This window comes from Methylobacterium sp. Leaf118 (assembly GCF_920984675.1).
In the GTDB taxonomy this organism is placed as follows: Bacteria; Pseudomonadota; Alphaproteobacteria; order Rhizobiales; family Beijerinckiaceae; genus Methylobacterium.
The window spans coordinates 1-12,711 of record NZ_CAKLBV010000032.1; the positions used below are offsets into that span (position 1 = coordinate 1).

15 protein-coding genes are annotated in these 12,711 nt (G+C 71.9%); 7 read left to right on the forward strand and 8 right to left on the reverse strand.

Translation table 11 applies throughout. The annotated features are described in order from the left end of the window. Window positions 1–565: extensin-like domain-containing protein (locus LW587_RS14430; RefSeq protein WP_232630288.1), on the forward strand; the 565-nt coding region annotated here is incomplete at its 5' end. Window positions 566–644: 79 nt separating this feature from the next. Next, entirely contained in the window at window positions 645–1,724 is a 1,080-nt protein-coding gene (locus LW587_RS14435; protein WP_232630289.1) for a L,D-transpeptidase family protein, read from the forward strand. Between the two features lie 122 nt (window positions 1,725–1,846). Here the strand turns inward: LW587_RS14435 and LW587_RS14440 are convergent, their stop codons facing one another. From LW587_RS14440 to LW587_RS14450, 3 genes are all read right to left on the reverse strand, one after another. After that, window positions 1,847–2,833: a DUF2336 domain-containing protein gene (locus LW587_RS14440; RefSeq protein ID WP_232630290.1), complete on the reverse strand. Its 987-nt coding sequence runs from the start codon at window positions 2,831–2,833 to the stop codon at window positions 1,847–1,849. Window positions 2,834–2,962: 129 nt separating this feature from the next. Then, entirely contained in the window at window positions 2,963–3,757 is a 795-nt protein-coding gene (gene xth, locus LW587_RS14445; RefSeq protein ID WP_232630291.1) for an exodeoxyribonuclease III, read from the reverse strand. A gap of 66 nt (window positions 3,758–3,823) precedes the next feature. Next, complete coding sequence (locus LW587_RS14450; RefSeq protein WP_232630292.1) at window positions 3,824–4,501, reverse strand: class I SAM-dependent methyltransferase; 678 nt, start codon at window positions 4,499–4,501, stop codon at window positions 3,824–3,826. Between the two features lie 288 nt (window positions 4,502–4,789). Between LW587_RS14450 and LW587_RS14455 the strand changes: the two genes are divergently transcribed. The 3 genes from LW587_RS14455 to glpX all read left to right on the forward strand — a co-directional run bounded on the left by LW587_RS14455 (window position 4,790) and on the right by glpX (window position 8,181). After that, window positions 4,790–5,308: a hypothetical protein gene (locus tag LW587_RS14455; RefSeq protein WP_232630293.1), complete on the forward strand. Its 519-nt coding sequence runs from the start codon at window positions 4,790–4,792 to the stop codon at window positions 5,306–5,308. Window positions 5,309–5,712: 404 nt separating this feature from the next. Beyond that, window positions 5,713–7,035: a homoserine dehydrogenase gene (locus LW587_RS14460; protein ID WP_232630294.1), complete on the forward strand. Its 1,323-nt coding sequence runs from the start codon at window positions 5,713–5,715 to the stop codon at window positions 7,033–7,035. A 150-nt stretch (window positions 7,036–7,185) separates the two neighbouring features. Beyond that, window positions 7,186–8,181, forward strand: coding sequence for a class II fructose-bisphosphatase (glpX, locus tag LW587_RS14465; protein ID WP_232630295.1), 996 nt, complete (start codon window positions 7,186–7,188; stop codon window positions 8,179–8,181). A gap of 52 nt (window positions 8,182–8,233) precedes the next feature. Here the strand turns inward: glpX and LW587_RS14470 are convergent, their stop codons facing one another. The 4 genes from LW587_RS14470 to purE form a co-directional block, all read right to left on the reverse strand. Continuing rightward, window positions 8,234–8,608, reverse strand: a complete 375-nt coding sequence (locus tag LW587_RS14470) for a response regulator (protein WP_232630296.1) — start codon at window positions 8,606–8,608, stop codon at window positions 8,234–8,236. Window positions 8,609–8,710: 102 nt separating this feature from the next. Next, window positions 8,711–9,580 carry a tetratricopeptide repeat protein gene (locus LW587_RS14475; protein WP_232630297.1) on the reverse strand — a complete coding sequence of 290 codons (870 nt, stop codon included), beginning with the start codon at window positions 9,578–9,580 and terminating at the stop codon, window positions 8,711–8,713. A gap of 235 nt (window positions 9,581–9,815) precedes the next feature. Next, on the reverse strand, window positions 9,816–10,940 hold the full coding sequence (locus tag LW587_RS14480; RefSeq protein ID WP_232630298.1) for a 5-(carboxyamino)imidazole ribonucleotide synthase: 1,125 nt from the start codon (window positions 10,938–10,940) through the stop codon (window positions 9,816–9,818). Between the two features lie 22 nt (window positions 10,941–10,962). Then, window positions 10,963–11,460: a 5-(carboxyamino)imidazole ribonucleotide mutase gene (purE, locus tag LW587_RS14485; protein WP_232630299.1), complete on the reverse strand. Its 498-nt coding sequence runs from the start codon at window positions 11,458–11,460 to the stop codon at window positions 10,963–10,965. A 267-nt stretch (window positions 11,461–11,727) separates the two neighbouring features. Here purE and LW587_RS14490 point away from each other — a divergent pair, with 267 nt between their 5' ends. After that, on the forward strand, window positions 11,728–11,904 hold the full coding sequence (locus LW587_RS14490) for a DUF3606 domain-containing protein (RefSeq protein ID WP_232630300.1): 177 nt from the start codon (window positions 11,728–11,730) through the stop codon (window positions 11,902–11,904). A gap of 82 nt (window positions 11,905–11,986) precedes the next feature. On the opposite strand, the gene LW587_RS14495 is transcribed toward LW587_RS14490, so the two are convergent. Continuing rightward, window positions 11,987–12,208: a YdcH family protein gene (locus LW587_RS14495; protein WP_232630325.1), complete on the reverse strand. Its 222-nt coding sequence runs from the start codon at window positions 12,206–12,208 to the stop codon at window positions 11,987–11,989. Window positions 12,209–12,459: 251 nt separating this feature from the next. Between LW587_RS14495 and LW587_RS14500 the strand changes: the two genes are divergently transcribed. Continuing rightward, window positions 12,460–12,639 carry a YdcH family protein gene (locus LW587_RS14500; RefSeq protein WP_232630301.1) on the forward strand — a complete coding sequence of 60 codons (180 nt, stop codon included), beginning with the start codon at window positions 12,460–12,462 and terminating at the stop codon, window positions 12,637–12,639. Window positions 12,640–12,711 lie beyond the last annotated feature (72 nt).

The window sequence follows — 12,711 nt, forward strand, 5'->3', positions numbered from 1 at the left end:
GGCGCTCGCCCTCGCCGTGTCGGCGCCCGACGACACCGCCTGCCTGCGCCGGCTGGAACGCCTCGGCGCCCGCTTCGCAACCGCGACGGCGCTTGCCAGCGGCCAGTGCAGCGCGCCGCGCCCGCTGACCGTGACGGCCCTCGCCGACGGCATCGCCCTGGAGCCCGCCGCGACCCTGACCTGCGGCGCCGCGGAGGCGCTCGCCCGCTGGACGACGGAGGTGCAGGCCGCGGCGCAGCGGGAACTGGGGGAGGGGCTGACAAGTCTCGCGCTCGGCGGCACCTATGTCTGCCGCGGGCAGAACCACGACGCCGACGCCAAGCTCAGCGAGCACAGCTTCGCCAACGCCATCGACGTGATGGGCTACGGCTTCGCCAAGCGCGGGCCGCTCAAGGTGACCGCCGCGACGGCCGGAACGCCGGAGGCCGCTTTCCTGGCCGCGACCCGGACGAGCGCCTGCCGGTTCTTCCGCACGGTGCTGGGCCCCGGCAGCGACGCCGCCCACGGCAACCATCTGCATCTCGACGAGCGCGAGCGCACCGCCGGCCATCGGCTTTGTCAGTGAGCGACCGCGCGTCCGGCGGAACGGCGATGCTTCCTCGGCGCTTCTCCTGCCTCATGGCGGCGGGAGCTACGGGCGGAAAATGGTGGGGATCTGGGTGCGGAGCGGCCTCGCGGCGCTCGTTCTCGTCGGTGCAGGCGGGCTCGCCCGGGCAGAGGACGGCCCGGCTTTGACCCGCGACGCGATCAACGGCGCGACGTTTCGCGAAAGCGAGGGCGAGAAGCCATCGGGGACGAGCAGGAAGAAGGAAGGGGCCAAGGACACCGCAAAGGCGGCGTCCAAGCGACCGGACCCGCTGCTGGTGAAGGTCCAGGTGCTGCTCGACCGGGCCCGCTTCTCCCCCGGCGCCATCGACGGGCGCGACGGCGAGAACCTGCGCGGTGCGCTGAAGGCCTACGCCCTGGCCCAGGGGCTGCCCGCGGAGGGCCAGCTGACCCGCGCGATCTTCGAGAAACTCCAGGCGGGCAGCGCCGAGCCGGTGGTGACCGAGGTCACCCTCACGGAGGCCGACGTGACCGGCCCGTTCGTGGAGCGGATGCCGGCCAAGATGGAGGAGCAGGCCGAGGTCGGGCCGATGCGCTACACCAACACCCGCGAGATGCTGGCCGAGCGCTTCCACATGCAGCGCGACCTCCTCTCGGCGATGAATCCCGACGTGCCCCTCGACAAGGCGGGGGGCCGGTTGATCGTCGCGGCGGTGCCGCCGACGGGCGCGGGCAAGGTCGAGGGCGCGCCGCTCGAGCCCAGGGTCACCCGGATCGAGGTCGACACGCGGACGAAGCGGGTGCGGGCCTTCGCCGGCGATGGTCGGCTCACCGCCGATTACCCCGCCTCGATCGGCAGCGAGGAGAAGCCGGCGCCCGACGGCGAGGCGAAGGTCAAGGCGGTGGCCTTCGACCCCTGGTACACCTACAACCCGAAATACCGCTTCAAGGGCGTCAAGGCGACCAAGAAGTTCTCGATCCAACCCGGGCCGAACAACCCGGTCGGCCTCGTCTGGATCGACCTTTCGATCGAGTCCTACGGCATCCACGGCACGCCCGAACCGGAAAAGGTCGGCAAGACCGAGTCGCACGGCTGCATCCGCCTGACCAACTGGGACGCGCGCGACCTCGGCAGCCGGACCGCCAAGGGGGCAAAGGTGACGTTCCTCGACAAGTGAGCGGCGCCGTGCGGCCCGCTCAGAGCCGTGCCCGGTCACGTTGAAACGTGAGCACGGCTCTCAGTCTTTGTTTTGTGGCGCTCTCTTCAGCCGAACCGGTTTCCACTTCGGCGGAAAGCGCTCTAGCTCGTCCGGCGCAGGCGGGTCGAGAAGATCGAGCGCGCAGCGCCGCGCTCGGCCGACGGGGTGCGGGGCTTGGCGGTCTCGGGGCCGTGGAAGGGCCGGTGCTCGCCGCCCGAGCGCTCCAGCACGGGTGCGTCGAGGATGGCCCCGAGGAGGTCGCGGGCGCAGGCGCGGCTCGTCTCGCGGAACAGGGTGACGAGGGCGAAGACCCGCTCGACCGAGCGCGCCACGGCGTCGTTCAGGGTCAGGAACACGAACACCGCCTCGCCCTCGCGCAGGTCGGCGGCGCGGAGCGCGAGGGTCAGGAGCTCGTAGCGGGCCGCCGGGTCGGGGGCGGCGTTGAGGTAGTCGTCCGGCAGGCCGAGGCCCCGCCCGAGGGCGGCGATGAAGCCCCCCACGTCGCGGGCATGGGAGCGCTCGACGAGTTGCGAGGCGAGGGCCCGCGGCGCGGGCGGGCAGGGGCGCAGGGCCGCGGTGGGTTCGAGAGCCACGGCGATCGCCCGGCGGGCCTCCGCCTCGGCATGCAGCCAGAGCGGCGCGAGGTCGGCGGGGGGGATGTCGGGCCGGGCCAGCAGGATGCGGGCGAGGTCGGGCTCCCGGCGGGCCTGTTTCAGCAGGCGCTCCAGCACCCGCGTGCCGATCAGCGCGCCGGGATTCGCGGCGAGCGCCCGGTCGGCCTCCGCCTCGCTCACCGGCGGCGCCACCGCGATGCCGCGGGCGGCGAAGGCGGCGCGCACGCCGTCGGGAAGGTCGGGGCAGCCGTCGAGCTTGGTCGCCACGGTCCGGGCGGTCGCGTCGTCCACGGTCGGGATCAGGCCGGAGGCGAGGGCGTCGAAGGCCTGGATCATGGCGCGGTCGCGGCCGGGGGCGGCGACGAACATGTCGGTCTGCACCCGCAGCACCACGGGCTTCAGGTCGAGCGTGGGATCGCGCGACAGCGCGGTGAGGCCGGACAGGTCCGGCGCGTCGGCGACCGATGCGGGCATGGGACTCGTTTACGCAGAACGCTACGGGTTCGGAGTAAACCGGGTCTGCGTGAATCGACCTTTAAGGGCGGCCTCCGCGACCTGTCCCGGGATCGGGAAGGGGGACGGGATAAGAGTCGGGATCTCGGCTCAGCCGTCGCTGAGTTCCACCGTCACCGGCACGTGGTCGGACGGCTTCTCCAGTCCGCGCAGGTGGCGCTGCACCGAGGCCGAGACGAGACGGTCGGCGGCCTGGGGCGAGAGCAGCAGATGGTCGATGCGGATGCCCTGGTTCCGGGGCCAGCAGCCCGCCTGGTAATCCCAGAAGGTGTAGAGGCCGGGGCTCGGATCGCAGGCGCGCAGGGCCTCCGTGAGCCCCTCGGCCAGGAGGGCCCGGAAGGCCTGTCGGGTCTCGGGCAGGAACAGGGCGTCCTGGGTCCAGGCGGCCGGGTCGGCGGCGTCGAGCGCCTCCGGGATCACGTTGAAGTCGCCCGCGAGCACCAGGGCGTCCTCGGCCGCCATCAGGGCACGGGCATGGGTCCGCAGGCGCTCCATGAAGGCGAGCTTGTAGGCGTATTTCGGCCCCGGCGCGGGATTGCCGTTGGGCAGATAGATCGAGGCGATCCGCACCGGCGCGACGCCCTCGCCGTGCACCAGCGCCTCGATATAGCGGGCCTGCACGTCGTCGGACCCGCCCGGCAGGCCGCGCAGGACCTGGGTGTGCAGGAGCGGCGCCCGCACCAGCAGGGCGACGCCGTTATAGGCCTTCTGCCCAAGGGTCTCGACCGCGTAGCCCGCCGCCTCGACCTCGGCGCGGGGGAAGGCCTCGTCCTGGCATTTCAGCTCCTGCAGGCAGATCACGTCGGGCCGCGCCTCCTCCAGGAAGCCCAGCAGGTGGCCGATCCGCTGCTTGATCGAGTTGACGTTCCAGGTGGTGATCCGCATGGGGCCTTTTCGCGGTTCGCGAGGATGAGGCGGCGTCCCGCCGAGCCACCCGGAGAGGGGCCGGCCTCAGGCCGGCCGCAGCGCGCCGTCCGGGTAGAGCTGCCGCTTCCGGCGCGACAGCTTCGAGAGGAAATAGCCGTTGTGCCAGTCCCCGTTCTCGCCGGAGGCTTCCGCGTGGGAATTGTCGAGGGTGGTGCGGATCTCGATCGCGTAGTCGATGGCGAAGCCCGCCGCCTCGATGGCGTCGAAGGTGCCGTGCCGGACCGGCTGCCAGTTCCAGTCGTCGACGATGAAGTAGACGTCGTCGTCGAGCGCCGGATCGTAGAGGGCGAGGCCGTCATACTGGTCCTGGCGCTCGTGCGGCCCGTCGAACAGGTAGATGTTGTAGCGGCCGATCTGGGTGGTCTCGACCGCCCGGAAATCGTTCTCGATGAAGCCGAACTGGATGTCGTTCGTCATCACCGAGGCGACGTTGTGCATGAAATGGTCCTTGGGCCCGCCGAACTGCGACCAGTTGTCGATGCAGGTCACCCGGGCGACGTTCCGGTGCATCGCCGAGCAGGCGGTCGAGCCGGCCCAGGAGCCGACCTCGAGGTAGCGGGCCTCCGGCGTCATCCGCACGAGGTTGTTGATGAACATCCGGTAGCAGCGGCCGGACATGCCCGGCATCGCCAGGACCGCCTCGCCGACACAGCTCCGGCGCGCCACGGCGCGGTCGAAGGCGATGGCGAGGACTTGCGTCATCTCGTCCCTGCTCGCGAACCCCGTCCGCGTCACTTGCAGAACGTCCGCCATGCCGATCCCCCCGGGCGCCCGCCACCGCTCCGGCGCCACTCCGGGCGTGCGCGCGTTCCGGATGTGTAGTGCAAGCCCGCCCTCCGAGGTAGCGCCCTCGCCGCGGCGGCGGCGCCCGCCGCACCCCTGGTGCCCGCGGGCCACACCGGCTGCCGGCACGCGGGATCGGCAGATGGGATCGGCAGATGGGATCGGCAGGTGGGATCGGCAGGTGGGATCGGCAGGTGGGATCGGCAGGTGGGATCGGCAGGTGGGATCGGCTCCTTCCTGTTCCACACCCTGGCCAACCGCTGGTCGATGCTGGCCGACGTGATCCCGATTGCCGTGTTCATTCACGGCTATTTCGGGCTCGCCATGGTCCGGTTCTTCGGCTTGCCGATCGGGACGGCGGCGCTCGCGACGCTGGCCTTCGCCGGACTCGGCTTCGGCCTGTCCCCGGCCCTCGACGCGCTGACCGGACTGGACAGCGCCGCGCGGACCAACGGCTCGATCGATTATCTCCCGGCGGTGCTGGCGCTCCTCGGCGTCGGGCTTGCCCTGGTCCCGCGGTCCCCCGCGGCCGGCCGCGCGCTGCTGGCGACGGGGGCCCTGTTCCTCGTCTCGCTGGCCTTCCGCACCCTCGACCGGCAGGCCTGTGCCGGGCTGCCGCTGGGCACCCATTTCCTGTGGCACGGGCTCAACGCCCTCGTGCTCTACCGCCTGCTCGCGGTGGCGACCCGCCTGCGAGGTTCCGTCGGGCCCCCGGCGAGGGCGTGAATCTCCTTCCGGCGGCCTCTCCGGGCGTGCCGAGCGGGCCGCCCCGTGACAATCCCCGCGTCGCGTCATGCCGGGGCACGGGGAGACCTCGCGATCGCTCGGGGCCGACCTCCCCCGGGACGCCCGGCCCGGACCCGGGCGCCCCCTCGCGGGCCGGATGCCCGCGGAGCCTCGCGTCCCCGGCACGGCGAGGCGGCCCGACCGACCGGGGCGGCCCCGTTCCGAGGCCCGGAGCCGGGCCCCGTTTTCTTGCGCCCCTGCCGAAATCGTTGCAGAACGACGCGCCGTTTCCGGACACGCCCCGTGCCGCCCGCGGCCTCCCCCCCGAGGGCTCTCGGAGGGAGGTGCGCGGATGACACCGACCGCCGGTCCGGCGGTTCCGAGACAGCCAGGTTGCCAGACCCATGACCCAGACCCTTCGCCTCGGCATCGCCGGGCTCGGCACCGTCGGCGCCGCCGTGGTCGGCATGGTCGCCCGCCGCGCCGAGGCGCTCGCCGCCGCCACCGGCCAGAGCGTGCGCGTCACCGCCGTCTCCGCCCGCGACCGCGGCCGCGACCGAGGCTTCGACGCGTCGGGGCTGGACTGGTTCGACGACGCCGTCGCCCTGGCGCAATCCGAGACGATCGACGTGTTCGTCGAGCTGATCGGCGGCGCCGAGGGCACCGCCAAGACCGCGGTGGAGGCGGCGATCGCCGCCGGCAAGCACGTGGTGACGGCCAACAAGGCGCTGCTCGCCCGCCACGGCGCGGCCCTGGCCGCCGCCGCGGAGGCGAAGGGGGTCGTGCTCGCCTACGAGGCCGCGGTGGCCGGCGGCATCCCGGTCATCAAGGCGATTCGCGAGGGGCTGTCGGGCAACGCGGTCTCCCGCGTCTACGGAATCCTCAACGGCACCTGCAATTACATCCTGTCCCGCATGGAGGCGGAGGGGCTGACCTTCGAGGCCTGCCTCAAGGACGCCCAGGCGCTCGGCTACGCCGAGGCCGACCCGACCTTCGACGTCGAGGGCTTCGACACCGCCCACAAGCTCGCGATCCTGACGAGCCTCGCCTTCGGCATCGAGATCGACGCCGACGGGGTCTCGGTGGAGGGCATCTCGGCGATCCAGCCCCTCGACCTCACCATGGCGGACGAGCTCGGCTACCGCATCAAGCTGCTCGGCGTCGCCCAGGCGACCGAGACGGGCATCGAGCAGCGGGTCCACCCGACCATGGTGGCCAAGGCCTCGGCCATCGCCCAGGTGATGGGCGTCACCAACGCCGTCACGGTGGATGCCGACGCGGTGGGCGAATTGACCCTGATCGGCCCCGGCGCGGGCGGGCAGGCGACCGCCTCGGCGGTGGTCGCCGACATCGCCGACATCGCCGCGGGCCTGCGCCGCCCGACCTTCGGCCGGCCCGTCGCCGGTCTCGCGGCGCCCCGCCGGGTCGAGATGCAGCGGCACGAGGGCGGCTACTACATCCGCCTGACCGTCCACGACCGCACCGGCGTCGCCGCCGGCGTCGCCACCCGGATGGCCGAGGCCGGCATCTCGATCGAGAGCATCGTGCAGCGCCGCTCCGCCAAGGCCGCCTCGACCGACCCGCAGGGGCTCTCGGGCCAGCCGGTCCCCCTCGTCCTCATCACCTATGCGGCGACCGAAGGCAGCGTGCGCGAGGCCCTCGCCGCCATCGACCGCGACGGCCTGCTCGCCGAGGCGCCCCAGCTGATCCGCATCGAGCGCGACTGAGCCCAGCAAATATGGGGGACGCGGAACCGGCAGAATCGTGCCAGGGCTTGCGGCGGCCGGAACTTACTCCATGAACTCTTTGTCATTGGGGGAGGGCCCGGCACCGGCTTAAGAACCGGCCGTGTCTCGTCAAACGGGGAAACAAGCGCGATGTCGGTGGCCAATACCGGGATCTTCAGCGATCCGACGGCGCGGGGCCTGACCCTCGAGCTCGTGCGGGTCACGGAGGCCGCCGCCATCGCCGCGGCCCGCCTGCGCGGCCAGGGCCGCGAGAAGGAGGCGGACCAGGCTGCCGTCGACGCCATGCGGGCGGAGCTGATGGTCCTGCCCATCGACGGCTGCGTCGTGATCGGCGAGGGCGAGCGCGACGAGGCGCCGATGCTGTATATCGGCGAGCCGGTCGGCACCGGCGCGGGGCCCTCGGTCGACATCGCCGTCGATCCCCTGGAGGGCACGACCCTCTGCGCCAAGGACATGGCGGGCGCCATCGCCGTGATGGCCCTGGCGGAGCGCGGCACGCTGCTGGCCGCCCCCGACGTCTACATGCAGAAGATCGCCATCGGCCCCGGCTACCCGCCCGGCACGGTCGATCTCGACTGGAATCCGGCCCAGAACATCGCCTCGCTCGCCCGCGCCAAGGGCGTCGAGCCCTCGGGCCTCACGGCGATCATCCTCGACCGTCCCCGGCACATGGACCTGATCGCCGCCGTCCGCGACACGGGGGCGGGCATCCGCCTGATCTCCGACGGCGACATCGCCGCGATCATCCATTGCACCCAGCCCGCCGAGACCGGGGTGGACATCTACATGGGCACGGGCGCGGCCCCCGAGGGCGTGATCGCGGCCTCGGCCTTGCGCTGCATCGGCGGCCAGATGCAGGGCCGCCTGATCCTCGATTCCGCCGACAAGCGGGCGCGGGCGACCAAGATGGGCATCACCGATCCGGGTCGGAAATACGACATGCACGACATGGCCCGCGGCGACGTGATCGTGGCGGCGACCGGCGTGACCACGGGGGCGCTGCTCACCGGCGTGCGCTTCCACCCCAACCGGATCGAGACCGAGACGGTGGTCTACCGCTCCAACACCGGCACCGTGCGCCGCATCGCCAGCGTGCACCGGAGGAGCGAGAACCGGGCGGGGTAAGGACGCCGCCGACGGCCGCCCCCGTCGCGGGGGCGATCCGCATCGAGGGGGATCAGGCCGCGCTCGATCCGAACAGGATCTCGGCCAGGCGGGTCGCCTCGACCGGCTTCTCGCAATGGACCGCGTCGCGCAGATGGGGCGGGATCGCGGTCTCCTCGTAGCCGGTGGCGAACACGAACGGCACGCCGCGCGCCCGCAGGGCCTCGGCCACCGGAAACACCATCGTCTCGCGCAAGTTGATGTCGAGGATCGCCCCGTCGATGCGCGGGGATTCCGAGATCACCGCGAGAGCGTCGTCGACGCTGCCGACGGGGCCGAGCACCTGGGCCCCGTTCCGCTCGAACACGCGCCGCATGTCGTCGGCGATGAAGTACTCGTCCTCGACCACGAGCACGGTCCGTCCGTCGAGCAGTCCGGATCGGTTCATCGGGCAATCTCCGCGTCCCTTGGCCGCCTCGACACTACAGCGGATCGGGCCGGTGTCACGAACCATCCCGCGCCTGTCGCGAAGCCGTGACCGCGGGGGCCGTCAGAACAGGCCGCCGCCGCCCTGGGTGCGGCCGATGCCTTGCTTCGCGAGGGCGTTGTTGGGGTCGAGCCGCGCCGCCTGCTGGTAGCTCTCGGTGGCTTCCTTGCGGCGGTTGGTCTTCTCGTAGGCGAGACCCCGATAGGCCCAGGACGCGGAATCCTTGGAGTTCACGTTGAGGGCCGCGTTGAAATCCTCGATCGCCTTGTCGTACTGCGACTGGGCGATCAGGCTCTGGCCGCGGGCGGCGTAGGGGGCGGCGACGAAGGGGTTGCGGTCGATGGCGGCGGCGAAATCGCCGATCGCCTCGCCGTGGTGCCCCTGCTTCTGCCGCACGAGGCCGCGGGCGTGATAGGCCTCGGCCGATTCCGGCGCGAGGCGGATCGCGGTGTTGAGGTCGTTGAACGCGCCGTCGAGGTCGCCCTGGGCGCGGGCGAGATTGGCCCGGCCGATATAGGCGGCGGAGAAATTCGGATCGGTGGCGATGGCCTTGGAGAAGTCCTGCATCGCCGCGTCGCTGCGGCCCGTCTGGCGATAGGCCAGGGCGCGGTTGTTGTAGGCGGAGGCCGAGCTCGGATCGAGCTGGATCGACTTCGAGAAGTCGCCGATCGCGTCGCCGAACTGGCCGGAGCGGGCATAGGCCGCGCCGCGGGTGTTGTAGGCCCCGGCATCCGACGGGTTGCGGGCGATCACGTCGCTGAGCGAGGCGATGTTGACGTTGGTCGCCCCGGTCGTGTCGGTCTCGACCACCGCGAATTGCCGCGGCGCCGACGTGGCGGAGCCATAGGTCTCGCAGCCGCCCAGCGCCGCGGCCGTCAGAGCGACGGCGCCGACCAGCCTCGCCTTCGGTCCCTGCAGCGTCATCCCGATCATCCTCGTCACTCCCCCGCGCCCGCTGCGCGGATCCCGGCCCCGGCCCGAGCCGGTTCCCTGTCCGGCGCGCACGCTGCCGCATCACAGTGAACGGGCCCTTAAGGCGATCCCGCCTCGTCTGCTGAAACGGCGCGATGTGGCGAAGGTGTGGCCCGTCCGGTCACCGGTCCGTGGGATGGCCCGAAGCGGGCCCGTGCGCGCGCCGCTGTGGCCGACGGGAGACAGATTTGCCGGGTTATGCGCCGGCGGCATCCGGCGAGAAGAGCCGGGTGACGTGGCCCATCTTGCGGCCGGGCCGCGCCTCGGCCTTGCCGTAGAGGTGCAGATGGGCGCCGGGCTCGGCGAGGAGTTCGGCCCAGCATTCGGCCTCGGCGCCGATCAGGTTCTCCATCGCCACCGCCATGCCGCCGGTGCGGGCGGTATCGCCCAGCGGCCAGCCGCAGACCGCGCGCACCGCTTGTGCGAACTGGGAGGTCAGCGCGCCCTCGATCGTCCAATGCCCGGAATTGTGGACCCGCGGCGCGATCTCGTTGACGACGAGACGGGCGGCCCCCTCGGGACCGTCGATCTCGAACAGCTCGACGGCGAGCACGCCCACATAGTCCAGCGCCTCGGCGATGGCGCGGGCGATCGCGAGAGCGGCCTGCGCCGTCTCCGCCGAGAGGCCCGGCGCGGGTACGCGGGTGAGCGCCAGGATGTGGTCGCGATGCTCGTTGGCGCAGGGCTCGTAGGCCGCGAAGGCGCCGTCCGGCCCGCGCGCGGCCACGACCGAGATCTCGCGCAGGAAGGGCACGAAGCCCTCGAGGATGCAGGGGACGCCGCCGAACTCGGCCAGGACCGCGTCGGCCGCGTCGCCCTCCCGGATCATGCGCTGGCCCTTGCCGTCGTAGCCGAAGCGGCGCGTCTTGAGCACGGCCGGGCGGCCGAGGGCGTCGAGGGCGCGGGCGAGGTCGTCCGCCGTGTCGACCATCCGGTAGGGGGCGGTGGGGATGCCGAGGCCGTTGACGAAATCCTTCTCGACGAGGCGGTCCTGGGTGGTCAGCAGCGCGGTCGCGCTCGGGCGCACGGTGGCGTGCTCCGCCAGCACCGCGGCGGTCGCGTGGGGGATGTTCTCGAACTCGTAGGTGACCACGTCGCAGGCATCCGCGAAGGCGGCGAGGGCCTGCGCGTCCTCGTAGGGCGCCACCGTCCGGGCGGCGGCGGCGTCGAAGGCGGGGCTGTCGGCGTCGGGCGCGTAGATGTGGACCTTGAGGCCGTACTCGGCCGCCGCCAGCGCGATCATGCGGCCGAGCTGGCCGCCGCCGACGATGCCGAGGGTGCCGCCGGGCCGGACCTGCGGCGAGGACGTGGAGGAGGTCATCGGGCTTGCCGCGAGAGATCGGTTACGGTTGGGACGAGTCGGGCCGCTCGGCGACGCTCTCGGACTGGCGGGCGCGCCACGCATCGAGCCGGGCGGCGAGCGCCGGGTCGGTCAGGGCCAGCACCGCGGCGGCGAGCAGGGCGGCGTTGACGGCGCCGGCCCGGCCGATGGCGAGCGTCCCGACCGGGATGCCGGCGGGCATCTGCACGATGGAGAGCAGGCTGTCCTGGCCCGAGAGCGCCTTCGACTCGACCGGCACGCCGAAGACCGGCAGCGGCGTCATCGCCGCCGCCATGCCCGGCAGATGCGCCGCGCCGCCCGCACCCGCGATCACGACCTTGAACCCGGCCTCCCGCGCGCCCTTGGCGAAGGCGACGAGCCGGTCCGGGGTGCGGTGGGCCGAGACGATGCGCGCGTCGTGAGGCACGCCGAGCGCGTCGAGCGTCTCGGCGGCGTGCCGCATGGTGGCCCAGTCCGACTGGCTCCCCATGATGATCGCGACCGGGGTCGCTCCCGCCATCGTCGTCAAGATCCGTTCCGTGCCGCTGAGCCGGGCCGTCGCGCCCGGAAAGCACGTCGCATATCAGGCGCCCGTGCAAGGCGGCAAGGCGGGCCGGCGTCGGGGCGAGGCCGGTTCGGGGTGAAAAAGGAACCTCGAGGGGGCTTGCCGTGAAAAATTCTGCGCATGGAGGGATCCGGGGCCGGAGCCGAACCCGGTGATCCGCGTTGAGAGCGAAACGGCCCGGATGATCCCCGGCGCCCTTACCTCAAACCAGCGAGCCTCTCGATGTCCGTTCAGGACCCGTCCACGCGCGCCCGCACCCCGACCCATATCGACATCTACGACACCACCAGCCGCCGGCACTGGGCCGACCTGCTCCAGGTCTCGGACGAGCGCCTGCGCCGGGCCGTCCGCATGGTCGGCACCCGCGTCTCCAGCGTCGCCGCCTACCTCGCCAAGTAGACGGCCGGACCCAGTCGCCACCCGCGCCGGTGGCGCCCACCTTCGTGACGCTGGCCCCTCCGGGCGAGGGGCCGGCACCGCCTCAGGCGATGATGTCCGGGGTAATCTGATCTTCGAGATGGGTGATGCGGTCGCGCAGGACCAGCTTGCGCTTCTTCAGCCGCTGGATCTGGAGCTGGTCGCCCGCCATGCTGAGCTTCAGCGCCTCGATCGCTTCGTCGAGGTCCCGGTGCTCCTCGCGCAGGCGGCTGAGTTCGCCGGCCGGATCCGGCGCGGCATCATTGGCAACATCGTCCGCCATCATCGCTTGCAACACGTCACCGGCACCGACCGCCGCGACCATGCGCCAAGCCCTCCGCGGGGGCAAGGCGCCGCACCCGCCGAACCCCGATTCGAGCGGGGATGGCCGAGCAGAGGAGGACCTCCGCGAATCATCCCGCGATTTGAAATCACCTTGTTAATCCGGCGTGCATTTTGCCGCCGAATCACTTCGACAGACGCGCCATCCTGTGCCAGTCTGATGGCTGTCGGAAACGATGACAGGAGCGACATCTCATGTCCTTGCAGACGCATTTGAGCCAGCTCGCCGCCAAGCACGAAGCCCTGGAGCGTGAGCTTCACGACGCGATCCACTCCCCCTCGACCAACGACGTTCGGATCGCCGAACTCAAGCGTAAGAAACTGCAACTCAAGGACGAAATCCAGCGCCTCCAGTCCGGAGAGACGCTGCACTAGCGCCGGGCAGGGGCCTGCCGCGCGCGAGGACGAGGCCGCCGGCCCCCTCATCTCCCCCGAATCGGACCGATG